The organism is uncultured Spongiibacter sp. (assembly GCF_964011655.1).
Classification (GTDB): Bacteria; Pseudomonadota; Gammaproteobacteria; order Pseudomonadales; family Spongiibacteraceae; genus Spongiibacter; species Spongiibacter marinus.
Window position 1 is genome coordinate 15,827 of record NZ_CAXGPO010000021.1, and the last position, 14,200, is coordinate 30,026.

17 protein-coding genes are annotated in these 14,200 nt (G+C 56.1%); 16 read left to right on the forward strand and 1 reads right to left on the reverse strand.

The genetic code is table 11. The features are described 5' to 3' along the window. The first annotated feature begins 35 nt into the window (after positions 1 to 35). The gene (locus ABNS66_RS10480) at positions 36 to 509 is read left to right on the forward strand and encodes a DUF2505 domain-containing protein (protein ID WP_027872829.1); all 474 of its coding nucleotides are present in this window, start codon (positions 36 to 38) and stop codon (positions 507 to 509) included. 7 nt (positions 510 to 516) lie between these two features. On the opposite strand, the gene ABNS66_RS10485 is transcribed toward ABNS66_RS10480, so the two are convergent. Then, positions 517 to 1,473: a tRNA-dihydrouridine synthase gene (locus ABNS66_RS10485; protein WP_286694867.1), complete on the reverse strand. Its 957-nt coding sequence runs from the start codon at positions 1,471 to 1,473 to the stop codon at positions 517 to 519. A gap of 37 nt (positions 1,474 to 1,510) precedes the next feature. Between ABNS66_RS10485 and ABNS66_RS10490 the strand changes: the two genes are divergently transcribed. The 15 genes from ABNS66_RS10490 to gspN all read left to right on the forward strand — a co-directional run bounded on the left by ABNS66_RS10490 (position 1,511) and on the right by gspN (position 14,191). Next, entirely contained in the window at positions 1,511 to 2,371 is an 861-nt protein-coding gene (locus tag ABNS66_RS10490) for a hypothetical protein (protein WP_286837866.1), read from the forward strand. A 137-nt stretch (positions 2,372 to 2,508) separates the two neighbouring features. Continuing rightward, complete coding sequence (locus ABNS66_RS10495) at positions 2,509 to 2,682, forward strand: rubredoxin (protein ID WP_027872826.1); 174 nt, start codon at positions 2,509 to 2,511, stop codon at positions 2,680 to 2,682. 160 nt (positions 2,683 to 2,842) lie between these two features. Next, the gene (locus ABNS66_RS10500) at positions 2,843 to 3,010 is read left to right on the forward strand and encodes a DUF3012 domain-containing protein (protein ID WP_204997026.1); all 168 of its coding nucleotides are present in this window, start codon (positions 2,843 to 2,845) and stop codon (positions 3,008 to 3,010) included. A 183-nt stretch (positions 3,011 to 3,193) separates the two neighbouring features. Continuing rightward, on the forward strand, positions 3,194 to 4,072 hold the full coding sequence (gene gspC / locus ABNS66_RS10505; RefSeq protein ID WP_027872825.1) for a type II secretion system protein GspC: 879 nt from the start codon (positions 3,194 to 3,196) through the stop codon (positions 4,070 to 4,072). Continuing rightward, the gene (gene gspD, locus ABNS66_RS10510; protein ID WP_286837868.1) at positions 4,069 to 6,255 is read left to right on the forward strand and encodes a type II secretion system secretin GspD; all 2,187 of its coding nucleotides are present in this window, start codon (positions 4,069 to 4,071) and stop codon (positions 6,253 to 6,255) included. Before gspC ends, gspD begins: the two co-directional genes overlap by 4 nt. Continuing rightward, complete coding sequence (gspE, locus tag ABNS66_RS10515) at positions 6,255 to 7,736, forward strand: type II secretion system ATPase GspE (protein WP_286837870.1); 1,482 nt, start codon at positions 6,255 to 6,257, stop codon at positions 7,734 to 7,736. The genes gspD and gspE overlap by 1 nt, the downstream gene beginning before the upstream one ends. Further along, positions 7,723 to 8,940, forward strand: a complete 1,218-nt coding sequence (gene gspF / locus ABNS66_RS10520; protein ID WP_286837872.1) for a type II secretion system inner membrane protein GspF — start codon at positions 7,723 to 7,725, stop codon at positions 8,938 to 8,940. Before gspE ends, gspF begins: the two co-directional genes overlap by 14 nt. Before the next feature lie 9 nt (positions 8,941 to 8,949). Then, positions 8,950 to 9,393, forward strand: coding sequence for a type II secretion system major pseudopilin GspG (gene gspG, locus ABNS66_RS10525; RefSeq protein ID WP_286694871.1), 444 nt, complete (start codon positions 8,950 to 8,952; stop codon positions 9,391 to 9,393). Next, positions 9,368 to 9,874 carry a type II secretion system minor pseudopilin GspH gene (gspH, locus tag ABNS66_RS10530; protein WP_286837874.1) on the forward strand — a complete coding sequence of 169 codons (507 nt, stop codon included), beginning with the start codon at positions 9,368 to 9,370 and terminating at the stop codon, positions 9,872 to 9,874. Before gspG ends, gspH begins: the two co-directional genes overlap by 26 nt. Next, positions 9,871 to 10,233, forward strand: a complete 363-nt coding sequence (gene gspI / locus ABNS66_RS10535) for a type II secretion system minor pseudopilin GspI (protein WP_286694872.1) — start codon at positions 9,871 to 9,873, stop codon at positions 10,231 to 10,233. The genes gspH and gspI overlap by 4 nt, the downstream gene beginning before the upstream one ends. Continuing rightward, on the forward strand, positions 10,233 to 10,841 hold the full coding sequence (gene gspJ, locus ABNS66_RS10540) for a type II secretion system minor pseudopilin GspJ (protein ID WP_286837876.1): 609 nt from the start codon (positions 10,233 to 10,235) through the stop codon (positions 10,839 to 10,841). The genes gspI and gspJ overlap by 1 nt, the downstream gene beginning before the upstream one ends. Beyond that, on the forward strand, positions 10,838 to 11,818 hold the full coding sequence (gspK, locus tag ABNS66_RS10545) for a type II secretion system minor pseudopilin GspK (RefSeq protein ID WP_204997031.1): 981 nt from the start codon (positions 10,838 to 10,840) through the stop codon (positions 11,816 to 11,818). The genes gspJ and gspK overlap by 4 nt, the downstream gene beginning before the upstream one ends. Beyond that, the gene (gspL, locus tag ABNS66_RS10550) at positions 11,815 to 12,996 is read left to right on the forward strand and encodes a type II secretion system protein GspL (protein ID WP_286837879.1); all 1,182 of its coding nucleotides are present in this window, start codon (positions 11,815 to 11,817) and stop codon (positions 12,994 to 12,996) included. The genes gspK and gspL overlap by 4 nt, the downstream gene beginning before the upstream one ends. Continuing rightward, on the forward strand, positions 12,993 to 13,475 hold the full coding sequence (locus ABNS66_RS10555; RefSeq protein ID WP_348655318.1) for a type II secretion system protein M: 483 nt from the start codon (positions 12,993 to 12,995) through the stop codon (positions 13,473 to 13,475). The genes gspL and ABNS66_RS10555 overlap by 4 nt, the downstream gene beginning before the upstream one ends. Further along, positions 13,472 to 14,191: a type II secretion system protein N gene (gene gspN / locus ABNS66_RS10560; RefSeq protein ID WP_286836928.1), complete on the forward strand. Its 720-nt coding sequence runs from the start codon at positions 13,472 to 13,474 to the stop codon at positions 14,189 to 14,191. The genes ABNS66_RS10555 and gspN overlap by 4 nt, the downstream gene beginning before the upstream one ends. The last annotated feature ends 9 nt before the right edge of the window (positions 14,192 to 14,200 follow it).

Here is a 14,200-nt window from a genome sequence, read left to right on the forward strand (position 1 = left end):
TAAAAAAATAAGCGCCTAGCGCGATGGGAGTGCTCATGACGGTAAGTTTGCAATTTGAGCAGGATCTGGAAACGGTATGGAACCGGCTTCAAGACCCTGATTTTCGTGTGGAACGCAGTTTAGCGCTGGGTGAACTCAGCGCCGATTGCGAAATTGAGGATCACGGTGACACGCTTACCGTGCATATGACGCGTGAAGTGACGAGGGAGCTGCCGTCAGTGCTGGCTAAGGTTTTTAACCCGAAGCAAACGCTCAAATTTGTCGAAGAGTGGCAGGCCGATGGTGACGGATGGTCCGGTACTATTCAGATTACCGTAGATGGCCAGCCAGTGGTGCTGTCTGCAGAAATGTCGCTTCAGCCAAAAGGTAGTGGTTGTGAATACCGCGTCAGCCATCGCTGCAAGGCAAAGATCCCCCTGGTTGGCGGTAAAGTTGAGAAATTCGTCTTGTCCCAGACCGATAGCGGTGCGGTGGATGAGTTGAACTACCTCAAGTCAGATCTTGGCTGAGGCCTTCTCAGGCTGCTTGCTGGTGATCCAGTAATGCAGCCTGCAGATCCTGCGGCGCGCGCAGGCGTTTAATCTCTTCGAATAGCCCTGCGGCCTCTGGGTAGTGGCGGCGCAAATATCCCAGCCACTGCTTCACGGGCCCGCCAACATGGCGCGGCGCACAGTTGACCAGGCTGTCCTGAAATAGCTCGCGCACCATTGGAAATACCTGCTGCCAGTCTTTGTCCTGGTAGCCATCGCCGGTCTGCGCGGCTTTAATCGACAGGGCGAGGTCTGGGCGCGACAGAATTCCCCTGCCCAGCATAATATCGTTGCAACCACTGTCTTTTAGGCATTTTTCGGCATCTGTAGGGCTCCATATTTCACCGTTTGCGACAATGGGAATTGCGAAACGCTCGCCTGCCGGGGCGATTTCATGCCAGTGGGCGGGCGGCGTGTAACCGTCGTCGCGCGTGCGAGCGTGTACTGTAAGCTGCTGGGCACCGCCGTCCACAATGGCGGCGACGACATCCAAAAAGCGGCTGCGGTCGCGGTAACCCAGGCGGATTTTTACGGTCAAAGGACAGTGCTTGGGCAAAGCCGCTCGGATTTCACCCACGATGTTATGGATCAGCTCGGGCTCGTCCAGCAGCACAGAACCGCCTCGATGGCGATTGACGCATTTAGCCGGACAGCCGAAGTTTAGATCGACGCCCAGTGCGCCCAGCTCCGCCGCGCGCGCGGCGTTGTCGGCCATCGGTAACGGCTCGCTGCCCAGCAGTTGAACGTACACTGGAACGCCACTGGGGGTTTTGCCGTCGTGTTGCAGTTCAGGGCAGAGGCGATGGAACACCCTTGGCGGCAGCAGTTGGTTGGTGACGCGAACAAATTCGGTAATACAGCGGTCGATGCCGCCTGCGCTGGTCAGCAGTGCGCGCATGCGTGCGTTGACGACCCCCTCCATCGGGGCAAGATGAATTTGCATGGCGTGGATGCTCTGAGAAACGTAAAATAGGTGATCAATGTCGGCGCATTATAGCGAGCTTGCCGGCATCTTTGGGGAATTTACCATGGCAGTGACTAAACGTTCCGGCATATTGTCGATATTGCTACTGACCGTTATAGCCGGCGTAGTGCTGGCTGTGGTTCAGGCCTACTCGATAGCGCCGGATCCCGAGGCGCTGGCCGAAGAGTCAGAAATCTTTAACGCCGACGACGCGCAGTGGTTTGGTGAGGAGCCCGAGACCCGCAGAGTCGTCGTGGGTTTGGCCGTGCAACAAGCGCAGGGGGGCGAACAGGCCCTGGTTGCGGTTGACGGGCAGGAGCGCTTTGTGCGGTCGGGTGATACCTTGGCGGTGCCCTGTCTGCGCGTTGCAGAAATTCTGGACGCGAGCCTCTTGCTGGACAGTTGTGGGGCGTACCAGTTGTTGCCCATTGGCGGCAGTGGCTTCCACTATAAGCCGCTGGCGACTGGCAGGCCCCAGCCAGCAGCGAGGGTGGAGACCATTGATCTGCGTGGCAACAATGCTGTCACCACATTGGTTGCTGAATACCTTGAGCGCTTGTATACCTCGCCATTGTCGCTGCGCGGGGCGGTGAAAGTAGAGCGTAAGAAGTCGGACTCCGGTGAGCGGGAGTACTACCTTTACCCGGGCAAAGATGAACGCCTTTTTTCCCAGCTGCCGCTTCGTAGCGGCGATCGCTTGCACGCCGTCAATGGCATTGCGCTGAGTGATAGCGAGGCGTTGAGCGATTTGTATGAGCGTCTCGACGAGGTGGAGGCGATCACCATTACCCTGGCGCAGAAGCAACAGAGCACTAAGATAGTATTGGTGTCCTTGCCAGCGACCGTTCAGGCAATGATTCGTCTCGCAGCCGAGTAGTTGCTTTGCAGAATTCAGTGCGCATTTTCTTGCGAAATGATTGACTTTCCTTAATATTTTGTCGGCCTCTCGGGTAGTATACTGAGCCAAACAATAGCGGCGACTCAGCTGCCCCGCAGCACTGTACGGAGAGAACGATGAGCGACTATAAAAAATGGGAATGTGTTATCTGTGGCTTCATTTATGATGAGGCAGAGGGTATTCCCGATGACGGTATTCCCGCTGGCACACGCTGGGACGATGTCCCCGAGGACTGGGAGTGCCCCGATTGTGGTATCAGTAAGTTCGACTTCGATATGGTTGAGGCTTAGCCACCTGCATCACCGACACTGCACTCTGCCGCTGATTTTCAGCAGAGTGCAGCACCCCTCAAAAATTACCTTCCACTGTGCGCCTCGCACATTGCCTCTGTTACACTAGGCCGGATTTGGCGCAAAAGCGTCGTTCAACTGTCCAAGACCAGAGGTAACTATGCAAATGATAAAAAAAGCCTTGTTATTATCTTCACTGTTGTTGGCGGCCGCTTGTGCTCCCGAAGTGGGTTCCGAGGCATGGTGCGCGGCGATGAAGGAAAAGCCCAAAGGTGATTGGAGCGTCAACGAAGCAAGCGACTACACCAAACACTGCGTATTTAAATAGTGATAAGTCTGTCCAGGCCGGGTAGCTTTGCCCGGTTTTGATGACGGTTTGATGAAAAGGGCATTGCAAGCCTGGCTGACTCCGGCTAAAACCTTGCAAAGGCGTCGTTCGTGGTAAGAAAAATGTCACACTGTTTCTCTACTATGCGTCGCTTAGCTACAACGGTAGGGATGATGTACAACTGTGGATAAATTGGCGGTAGTAAAAATTTTGCGTAGCTCCCAGTTGCGCTCCGCCATCAGCGCCTTGCTTTTAGTGTTGTTGATTGTGTTGCTGACCGAGCTATTTTGGAGTGTCGCCAGCATCTTGCGCACGCCAACGTTGCCTCCAGCCAGCGTTGCCACGGTTGATGTTGCGACAGGCAATGGCCCTGACTACAGTGTCCAGTCTTTGCTAGCCGTCCCGCTGTTTGGCGAGCCACCCAAGGCGGCGGTGGATGAACAGACGATCCAGAAGGATATCAAGCGCAGCCGTCTGAAAATTACCGTGCTTGGCGTTGTTGCCGGCAGCAAAGACAGTGGCGTGGCGATTCTGCGCCACGGCAGCAAAACTAAAGCCTACGGTGTCGGAGAAAAGATAGAAGTCGCCGGGGCCGTGAAACTGTTGGCGGTAATGCCTGACCACATTGTGATTGAGAACAACCGCAAGCAGGAAAAAATTGAACTGCAAAAACGCCGCGTGAGCCAGGGGATTAGCGCAACAGCCACTCCCTCAGCGGCGAACGGCGATGTGATCGACCTGAATCGTGCTGAAATTCGCGATCTTATCGGCGACCCGCGGCAGACAATTCAAAATAGCCCGCTGCGTTTGGCGCGCTTTTTTGCCGCTAGCCCGGTAATGGAGGGCGAGCAGCTGATTGGCTACGAGATGAAGCCGGGGCGCGATCCACGCCTTTTTAAACTGCTTGATTTGAAGCCAGGCGATGTCGTTTTATCGGTGAATGGCCAGTCGTTGTCGGAGTTGCCGACTACCGAATTAATGAAGCTGATGGAAACCACGCAATCCTTCGAGCTGCTTGTGCAGCGCAACAATACGATTTTGAGCAAAAGATTGGATATATGAAAACTTTTCTCCTGAGCCTATCACTGCTGGTGGTACTGGCCGCGCCGCTGCAAGCCGCTTATGCCGAACGCTTCGAACTCGACATGCAAAATGTGGATATCGGTGAATTTATCGACACGGTTGCCAAATTGACGGGCAAAACCATTGTTGTAGACAGCCGAGTGAAGGGCAAGGTCAGCGTTCAGAGCCACAGGAAACTCGACGCCGATGAGCTGTATCAAATCTTCCTGTTGCAGCTCGGGGTAGAGGGTTACTCTGCGGTCGAGGCCGGCGACGGTGTGCTCAAAGTTATTCCAAATCAGGCGGCGAAAATAGAAGGCATTGAGGTTCAGCGGTCCTCCGCAGCAGTGGGGCGCAGTGAGTCCATCATTACCCGCATCGCGCAGCTGCAAAATGCGGATTCCGACGAGCTAGTTAAGTCATTGCGGCCCCTCGTCGATAATAAAGTCGGGGTAATCACCAGTTACTCCGATGCCAATATCATCTTGATTACCGATCGCGAATCCAATGTTCGCCGTTTGATGTCGATCATCTCAGCCGTTAACTCTGTCGACTCCCAGTTGATGGAGACCGTGGTGTTGCGTAATTCGTCGGCGGAAGAGGTGGAGCGCGTTTTAAACAAAGTGTTGTCGCAACAAACGCGCAAACGGGGATCATCCAAGCCTGTTGTCGCGGCAGACCCTCGGACGAATACGCTCATTCTATTTGGTGACGACGAGGCGCGTAGTTATCTGCGAAGGCTAGTTGCTGACCTCGATAGCGAGGTGTCTAGCCAGTCGAATATTCGCGTTAGGTATTTGAAGTACGCCAAAGCAGAAGAATTGGCGAAGGTCTTAAAAAGCATAAGCGACACCATTGTTAAAGATGAGCAAAGCGCGGGCCGAAATGCGGCGCCGGGCGTATCTTCGTCAATTAACATTGAAGCCCACGAGCAGACGAACTCCATCGTCATGTCGGGTAGCCCACATATTATCTCTGACTTGGAAAAAATCATTCGCGACCTGGATATCCGTCGTGCACAGGTGCTGGTCGAAGCCATCATTATTGAAGTGACTGACAGCAAGGCCAAAGAGTTAGGGGTGCAGTGGTTGTTCAGAGGGTCTCAAGAGGGCAGCACACCCGCAGGTGGTATTAATTTCGGCGGCGGTGCATCGGGTACTAGCGGCACACCGGGAATTATTAGCCTGTTGGCTGGCAGCGATGCTGCGGCGGCAGCGGCATCGACGGTCAAGGGCGCTGCCATCGGTCTTGGGAAACTGTCGGATGGCTTTAGCTTCGCTACCCTGGTCTCGGCGTTGGCGAGTGACTCAGAGTCAAATATTCTCTCTACACCGAGCCTGCTCACCTTGGACAATGAAGAGGCATCCATTCTGGTGGGGCAGGAAATTCCGGTGATCACTGGTTCAACCGCCAGTTCCACAAATACCAACCCTTTCCAGACCATCGAGCGGCAAGAAGTGGGGACCAAGCTCCTGATGACGCCGCAGATTAACGATGGCGATGCTGTGCAAATGACGATTGAGCAGGAGGTGTCCTCGCTCAGCCCGGCAACCAATGCCGCCGATGTTATTACCAATAAGCGCACCATTAAAACGACAGTACTGGTGAACGACGGTGCAACAATCGTGCTGGGCGGCCTTATTGATGATCAGGTCAATGAGCAGACCGCGAAGGTGCCTTTGTTGGGCGATATCCCCCTGTTGGGCAGATTGTTTCGCGCGGACAACACCAGCATGTCTAAGCGCAATTTGATGGTGTTTATCCGGCCAACTATCGTCCGTGACCAGGCAACACTCTCTGAACTCAGTGGCAGAAAGTACAACTTTATTCGCACCGAGCAGTTGGCTAAAGCCGCATCCGGTATTTCCTTGTTCCCATTCACAGAGCTATCGGTATTGCCAGAATGGTCCGGCCTGGAGCCCTCGCCGGTAGATTTGCTGCCCCGCGAAACCCTGGCTGAGCCGCCGGTTAAGGCATCGCCAGCCGCCGACACTGAATCCGCACCGCAGAATTCACCAGCGCCGCAACCACCGGCGCAGCAGGGCGCCGCTGCCAGCCCAGCAGAGGAAGCGCCGGTTACGGCCGAGCCCATAGAGTGGCGCAAGGACGAATGCAGTCGCCGGGTACGCGCTGGTTCGAAGATGCCGCGCCGCTGCGACGGCGCTGAGGATGGCCAAGCCTGATGTCGCGCCCCTTAAGTTACGCTTTTGCACGCACTAATCGCCTGTTGGTGGAGGACGGCGAGCACGGCCCTCAGGTGTTGGTTTGCCGCACCACGCCAGCGCCTGCCTTGGCCGAGGTTCAGCGCGCACTGAATACGTCTTTTTCAATGGCGCTATGTGATGAGGACGCGCTGCAAGAGAAGATTAACGAGGCTTTTCAGCGCCAGCAGGGCGATGCGATGTCGGCGATGGGCGATATCAGCGACGAAGTGGACCTTGACCGCTTGGCTGAGGAGATTCCCGAGTCTCAGGACCTTTTGGACGCGCAGGATGACGCCCCTGTTATCCGCCTGATTAATGCCTTGTTCGGTGAAGCGCTAAAGCGTGACGCTTCCGATATTCATATTGAAACCTACGAGAAAACCATGTCAGTTCGCTTGCGAGTGGACGGCATTCTGCAAGAAGTATTAACACCCAACCGCCGCCTCGCCCCCTTGCTGGTGTCGCGTATTAAGGTGATGTCTCGCCTCGATATTGCGGAAAAACGCGTGCCCCAGGATGGTCGTGTGTCACTGCGGATCGCCGGTCGGTCGGTGGATGTGCGGGTGTCGACCATTCCATCGAATTACGGCGAGCGCGTGGTGATGCGCCTGTTGGATAAACAGGCTGCGCGAATCGATCTTTCTCATCTCGGTATGCCCGAGAGAACACTGGCGAAACTGACCGACCTGTTGCATCAGCCCAACGGTATTATCCTGGTGACCGGGCCGACCGGCTCCGGTAAAACCACCACGCTTTATGCCGGGTTGATGGCCTTGAACGACCGCAAGCGGAATATTCTCACCGTGGAAGACCCGGTAGAGTACGACATTGAAGGAATCGGTCAGACGCAAGTGCATGCCAAAGTGGGTATGACCTTCGCGAGGGGCCTGCGGGCGATTCTTCGCCAGGACCCCGATGTCGTGATGGTCGGCGAGATCCGCGACCAAGAGACGGCCGAAATTGCCGTACAGGCATCGTTAACCGGTCACATGGTGTTATCGACCCTACACACCAACACCGCCATTGGCGCCATTACGCGTTTGGTCGACATCGGTGTAGAGCCGTACTTGATTGCGTCGAGCTTAAAAGGCGTATTAGCACAGCGCCTGGTGCGTCGTTTGTGTCAGTCCTGCCGCCAGCCAATAACGCTGGATGCGACGGAAGCGCGCCTGCTGGGAGATACCCAGTTAGAGGGTCAGCAAGCCTACAATGCCGGTGGCTGCGAAGCGTGTCAGCACTCTGGTTATCGCGGTCGCCAGGGCGTCTATGAATTGTTGGTGATCGACAGGGAACTGGCGGAAATGATCCACAATCGCGCCGGCGAGCAGGAGATTCAGCGCTATGCCAGTGCCCGAATGACAACGCTGATGTCAGAGGGGCGGCGACTGGTGCTCGAAGGCCAAACGAGCCTCGACGAATTGTTGCGCAGCGTTCGCGAGGGTGCCGATGCCGGCCTTTGAGTACCGCGCACTCGACGCTGGCGGCGCCAGTCGCAAGGGCATCGTCGAAGCCGATTCGATCCGCATGGCAAGGCAAGCCCTGCGGGATCAGCAGTTATTTCCGGTAGAGGTAAAAGCCACTCGCGATAGATCTTCCGGTAAGGGCGGCCTGTCGTTGTCGCGGCCGCGTATCGGTATTGCCGATCTGGCGCTGTTCACCCGCCACTTAGCAACACTGATACATTCCGGAATACCGGTCGAAGAGGCCCTGGCGGCGACGGCAAAGCACAGTCGCAAAGAGGCACTCAAGCGCATAATTCTGGAATTGCGTTCGCGGGTATTGGAGGGGCACTCGCTCGCCGATGGCCTGAACGATCACCCCCACGTGTTTAATTCTGTTTACCGCGCACTGGTCAGCTCTGGCGAAAAATCCGGTGATTTGGCAGAGGTGTTAAATCAGCTTGCAGAATACACCGAAGACAGCCAAAAGCTGCGCAGTGTGATTGTGCAGGCGGCGCTCTATCCCGTGGTATTGTGTTTTGTCGCCATCGGCGTCATTACTGCGCTAATGACCTATGTTGTTCCAAAGGTCACCGCGCAGTTTGAACACTACGATCAGACGCTGCCGTTTTTAACACGGGCACTGATTAGCATCAGCGACGGCCTCGCCAGCTACTGGTATGTGATGATTCTTGCGATAGCGGCCGTCGCGTCGGGCGTTTATCTATGGATGCGCGATCCGCAACGGCGCTTGCGAGCTCATCGCTGGGTATTGAAGGTGCCACTTTGGGGGCTGCTGATGCTGGAGCTGGACGCGGCGCGCATGCTGCGTACGCTGGCGATTTTGCTGTCGTCGGGGGTGCCGTTTTTGGAAACGCTGAAAGTGGCCTGTGCAACGCTGGGCAATGAGCATTTAAAACAAAGTATGGATCGCGTGCGCGAGCAGGTGCGCGAGGGCAAGAGCTTTAGCCGGTGCTTACAGGATGAAGCGGAATTGCCCCCAATGGCGGTGTATATGATCGCCAGTGGCGAATCCAGTGGCGAGTTGGAGCAGATGGTTCAGCGCGCCGCCGCCAACCTGGAGCGTGAGCTTCAGGCTCGTGTGCAAATGTTTGTCAGCCTTTTTGAACCCCTGTTAATCGTGGTTTTGGGGCTGGTAGTCTTAGCGATCGTGTTGGCAATTCTGCTGCCGATACTGCAATTGAATAACCTTACTCAGTTTTAGGAGGTCGACGTGGAGTCGCGTGCATTGAGTTCTCGCCGCCAACAGGGTTTCACACTGTTGGAAATCATGGTCGTTATCGTCATCTTGGGGCTCTTGGTGGCCGTTGTTGCTCCGAACGTACTGCAAAACCAGGATCGAGCGATGGTGGAGAAGGCCCGCGCGGATATAGCGGTGTTGGAACAGTCACTGGATATGTACAAGCTGGACAACCACGTTTACCCAACCACCGATCAAGGGTTGATGGCGCTGGTTAAACGGCCTGAAACGGGCCCCTCGCCGAAAAATTATCGCAGCAATGGCTATATTAAGCGCCTGCCTGAGGACCCCTGGGGTAACCCCTATAATTACATCCAGCCTGGTGAGCACGGCCCCTACGACCTGTATTCCACCGGAGCTGATGGTGAAGAGGGCGGTGAGGAGTTAGCCCGTGACATCGTCAACTGGCAGGAATAGTCAACGCGGCTTCTCTTTGCTGGAGCTGTTGGTCGTTATCTTTATTATTGGCCTGATGAGCGGTGTTGCCGTTCTGACTCTGCCCAGCAGGGGTGGCGAAGAACTGCTGCGAGAGAATCGCGCGGTAATTCTGCTGGCGCTGCGCACAGCAAGGGCAGAGGCGGTGTTTAGTGGCCGCAGTTTGGGCTTGTTGTGGGATGGCGATAAAGGCCGCTTTCTGAGCCGCAATGCCGACGGCTGGTCCGCCATTACCCAGGGACCATTGGCCAAGCCTTTGGAGATAGACGACGACTTGCGCAGTGAAATCCTGTTAGCAGGCGAGCCATTAAATCTGCCTGAGGGTGATGACCGGCGCGTATTGACACCCCAGATACTGTTTTTGGGCGACGGCCAGACCAGTCCATTTCAATGGCGCCTATTATCTGCCGATGGCGGCTCTATCAGTGTTGATGACCGCTTGCGACCGGAGGCGGCGGGGTGAGGAACCAACGCGGGTTTACACTGCTTGAGATTATGGTCGCGCTGATGATTTTTGCCACGGCGGCGGTGGCCTTGAGCAAGAGCCTGAGCGAAGCGACCCTGAGCACCGGCGAGTTGGAGAAGCGCCAATTTGCCGACCTGCTCGCACAAAACCTGCTGATAGACATTCTTCGGGAGGGTTACGGGAACCGTAATCTGGGGGAGAAAAGCCTTGCGGGTTACGATTTTGTTTGGCGTCGGCGCTTGAGTGATACACCGGACCCCGCTATCCGCCGAGTGGATATCAGTGTTCAGCTCTCTGGCGACGAAGACACCTTAGCCAGCCGCAGCGCCTATATGCCGAAAAAGGTGGACCAGTAATGCGCAGGCAGGGCGGGTTTACCCTTGTCGAGCTACTGATTGCCATTGGCATCATGGCCTTATTGGGCGCGATGGCCAGCGCCATGCTGAATGGCGCACTGTCGAATCAAGAGCAGGTCGCTAAGCGCCAATACCAGCTGGAGCGCCTGGCACTGGCCCTGCAGATGATGCGCCGGGATTTGGAGCAACTTACGCCGCGGATTCCTCGGGATGAACAAGGTGACGCGATGGGGGCAAGAATCGTCGCTGAACAGATTGGTGAAAACAGCGAGCTGGAGTTTGTTCACGGTGGCCGCCGTGTATTGCCGGGGCAGCGTTTAGCCAGCACTCTGGAGCGCGTGCAATACCGCCTTGAAGACGGGCAGTTGCAGCGCCACAGCGCGGGCGTCGCCGACCCAACACAGAATAGCCCCTGGCAAAAACGCGTGATGCTCGAGGGGGTGGATCGCTTTGTTGTCAGTTTTTATGACGGCAGTCGCTGGACCAATTTCTGGCCGCCCAGCACGCAGTTAAATGCCCTGCAGCCCAAGGGTCTGCGTGTCGAGTTAGATGTTGGCCCGTGGCCAGGCATCGAGATGAACGTTTTGCTGCCGGAGCTGGTGCCATGAATCTGCCGTCGACGCAGCGCGGTGCGGCGCTGCTAATGGTATTGCTGATGGTCGCCATTATGTTGGTGTTGTCAGTGAACCTGGTGGAATCAGTGCGCTACAGCAGTCAGCGGCTGTTGAATCAACGCTACATGGATCAGGCCTATTGGTATGCGTTGGGCGGCGAGTACATCGCAGCGAAGTCGCTGGAAGATGTGGCGGGTGAGGACGTTATTGCGCTGAACCAGAATTGGGCGCGCCGCGATGTTGTCTTCCCCGTGGAGGGCGGCTCTATCGCAGGGCTTATCGATGATCAGCAGGCTTGCTTTAATGTCAATCGCCTGCACCGGCCTGATGGCAGCGAACAGAGTGGCCAGAAGAGCGGCGCGCAACAAGTGTTTGAGTTGTTGCTGCTGAATGTGGACGTCGATGTGCAGCGCGCTGAGTATATCGGCCAGCGCTTAAGCGACTGGGTGGATAGCGACTTCTCGCCCGAGGGCCCTTTTGGGGCGGAAGATTTGAGCTACAGTGGTGAGGATTATCCCTACCTACCGCCCAATCAGGCCATTGATTCGGTGAGTGAACTGGGCTTATTCGCCGATTTTGACGCGGAGGAGCAGGAGGCGCTGCGGCCCTTTTTATGTGCGCTGCCCGAGTTTGATACCCGCTTGAATATTAATACGCTGGGCGAGGAAGATGCCCCATTATTGGCGGCAGCTATTGGCAACCTGCTGGCCGTCGAGCAGATACAGCGACTTATTGCTGAGCGTCCTGCAGAAGGTTGGGCATCCGTTGAGAGTTTTATTGCCAGCTTGGGTCTTCCAGAGGGGCAACAGGTCGCCGCGGAGTTCCAGGCGGGACTGGGGGTGAAGTCCAGTTATTTTCTCGGGCTGGCCGATGTGTTTTACGAGCAGCGCCGACTGCGCTTATACAGTCGCTTTGTACTTCGCAATGGCAAAGCCTATGCCTATGCGCGGGAATATGGAGAAGTTTTTTGAGCGAACGATTACTGCTATCAATGCCGGCGCCCCATGAGCCTACGGTGCAATGGCTCCAGTGGGACACCGAGGCCGAGCAAGTGCTCGACAGTGGTGTTGTCGATGCGCAAGCCAGCGCACTTGCCGCACTGGCCGAGCGCTTCGCTTCGCTGCCTTGCTTTGTCGTGGTGCCGGGCGAGTGGGTGAGCTGGCAACGGGTTGTGCTGCCAAAAGGGGGCCGTGTTGGCTTATCGGCGCTACCATTTTTGCTGGAAGAGCAGCTGTGCAGTGACCTGGAAAACGTTCACCTGGCCTGTGGTGCTATCCGTGCCAATGAATCCACCGATGTGCTGGTGGTTGACCGGCAATACATGGATCTGTGGCACGGCCTGCTAGCCAACAGCGGTTTGAAAATTAAATCGGTGGTACCCGACTACGCCGCGCTGCCCGCCAATGTTGCGCTGATCGATGACACGCGAGCAGTTGCCCATATTGGGCAGCAGGCAATTGCCATCGCCAAAGATAACCTCAGCTACTGGTGGCAACTGGCGGCAGGCCAAGATACCTCCGCGCAAATATACCACCTGCAGGGTACTGAGCTGCCTGAGGGTTTGAATGAGCAAGACCATCAGGTCTTTGAGCATCGCTTAGCGATGATTGCCAAATTGTGGCAGCCCTGGCCAATTAACTTGTTCAGCGGCGCCTATGCGTTGCGCGATGAGAGTGCGGCGCAATGGAAGCAATTTCGCTGGCCAGTGCTACTGCTATTAACGGTGCTGTTCACCCATTTTATTCAGTTGGCCATGGACGTTCGTGACAACCGTCGCCAGATCGAACTGTACGAGCAAGGCATGGTGGATATTTATCGCGATGTTTTCCCCGGTGCTCGAGTTGTGAACGCGCGTAGTCAAATGCGCAGTCAGTTAAATGCTCTGGAGGGCGTGCGCAGCGACAGTGACTTCCTTCCCTGGCTGGAGCGGATTGCCAATGCCAGTAAAGGCAATGTATCCCTGCGTATTCAGCAAATGACCTATGCCAATAGCGCGATCAAAATACTCGTCGAAGCAGATAGCTACGACGGCGTCGATCGCTGGGTAGCGGCACTCGCCTCTCAGGGCTTTGAGGTGGAGCGGGGCGCCTTTGGGCAGTTGGACAAGGGGATCAGTGGGCAGCTTGAACTGCGGGAGGCAGCGCAATGAATGCGTTGATGAATTGGTTTGAAAGCCGCAATGAGCGAGAGCGCACGATTCTGCTGGCGGGGCTGATTGCCGGTGTTCCACTGCTTATTTGGCTGGCCGTCTGGCAGCCTCTTATCAGTGCCAAGCAGCAATCGTCTGAGCGATTAGAGCAGCGTCGAGAGGCGTATTTATGGATGCAAGATGCGGCAGCAAAAGTGCGCGCGGCGCAACGCAGTGGTCGTAAAGTCACAGCGGTAACCGGCTCCACCCAGCAACAAATCACCAGCGCTGCCAGGCAATATACAGTTGCCATCAGCCGCATTGAGCCGCAGAGCGGTGGCCGCTATGCGGTGCAGGTTAGCAATAGCGACTACAACAATATTGTGCGTTTTATCGATGCTCTGGTCGCGTCGGGCATGCCCTTGCACACCGTCTCAATGAGCCGATTAGATGTGCCGGGTAAAGTGTCGCTGCGAGTGGTATTAGGAGGCGAGGCTTGAAGCGCTTAGCGATAATTGTTGTTTGCATACTGTTTTTTATCGTCGGCGTTGTTTGGCGAGCGCCCGCTTGGCTGCTAAGCGATGTAGCGGGTGAGCAGTTAGCTGGCGTTGAGCTGGGTGTTGCCAAGGGCTCGCTTTGGCGAGGGGAATTCAGTCATGTCGGTGTTCAGGGTGTCACGCTTCGCGGCGTAAGTTGGCAGCTGTCTCCCCTGCAGAGTTTTTCCGGCAAGCCTCTTGCTCTATCTGTTGCTGAGCCCGCCAACGTATCGTTAACGGCAGGTGTGAAGGGTGATGCCTTACTGATTTCGGGGCTGACTGCCACAGGGCGTTTGGCGCCTGTGCTCGAGGCGATTCAGGTACCTGCGATGGGCTTTGACGGCGTATTCAATGCGCAGGCATCTGAGGCAAGTCTGACTGCTCAGGGGTGTCAGTCGCTTACCGGGAATGTGGAAATAGGGCAGCTAAGCGGTGATATCGACGGTTTGGAAAGCCTGGGGCAGATTCGGGCCCAGGTCAGTTGCGATGCCGGTAGACTGCGGATCGTCATCGATGAGGCGAATCCTCACCGCCTACGTGGCACCGTAACGCTTGATGCGCGCGGCGTACCTCGCGGTCAAATTAGTTTAACGCCACCACCGCAGAGTGATATTTATCGCAGCCTCAGCCAGATGTTCGGACGCCCGCGCAACGGGAAGGACTTCACGCTGCGTTTGTAAGGGATTGAT

Excerpts from the sequence above, each read along its gene's own strand:
- gspF (WP_286837872.1), top strand. The coding sequence starts at position 7,723 with ATGCCGGCCTTTGAGTACCGCGCACTCGACGCTGGCGGCGCCAGTCGC.
- gspJ (WP_286837876.1), top strand. The coding sequence starts at position 10,233 with ATGCGCAGGCAGGGCGGGTTTACCCTTGTCGAGCTACTGATTGCCATT.
- ABNS66_RS10555 (WP_348655318.1), top strand. The coding sequence starts at position 12,993 with ATGAATGCGTTGATGAATTGGTTTGAAAGCCGCAATGAGCGAGAGCGC.
- ABNS66_RS10490 (WP_286837866.1), top strand. The coding sequence starts at position 1,511 with ATGTCGGCGCATTATAGCGAGCTTGCCGGCATCTTTGGGGAATTTACC.
- gspE (WP_286837870.1), top strand. The coding sequence starts at position 6,255 with ATGTCGCGCCCCTTAAGTTACGCTTTTGCACGCACTAATCGCCTGTTG.
- gspD (WP_286837868.1), top strand. The coding sequence starts at position 4,069 with ATGAAAACTTTTCTCCTGAGCCTATCACTGCTGGTGGTACTGGCCGCG.
- ABNS66_RS10500 (WP_204997026.1), top strand. The coding sequence starts at position 2,843 with ATGCAAATGATAAAAAAAGCCTTGTTATTATCTTCACTGTTGTTGGCG.
- ABNS66_RS10485 (WP_286694867.1), bottom strand. The coding sequence starts at position 1,473 with ATGCAAATTCATCTTGCCCCGATGGAGGGGGTCGTCAACGCACGCATG.
- ABNS66_RS10495 (WP_027872826.1), top strand. The coding sequence starts at position 2,509 with ATGAGCGACTATAAAAAATGGGAATGTGTTATCTGTGGCTTCATTTAT.
- ABNS66_RS10480 (WP_027872829.1), top strand. The coding sequence starts at position 36 with ATGACGGTAAGTTTGCAATTTGAGCAGGATCTGGAAACGGTATGGAAC.
- gspK (WP_204997031.1), top strand. The coding sequence starts at position 10,838 with ATGAATCTGCCGTCGACGCAGCGCGGTGCGGCGCTGCTAATGGTATTG.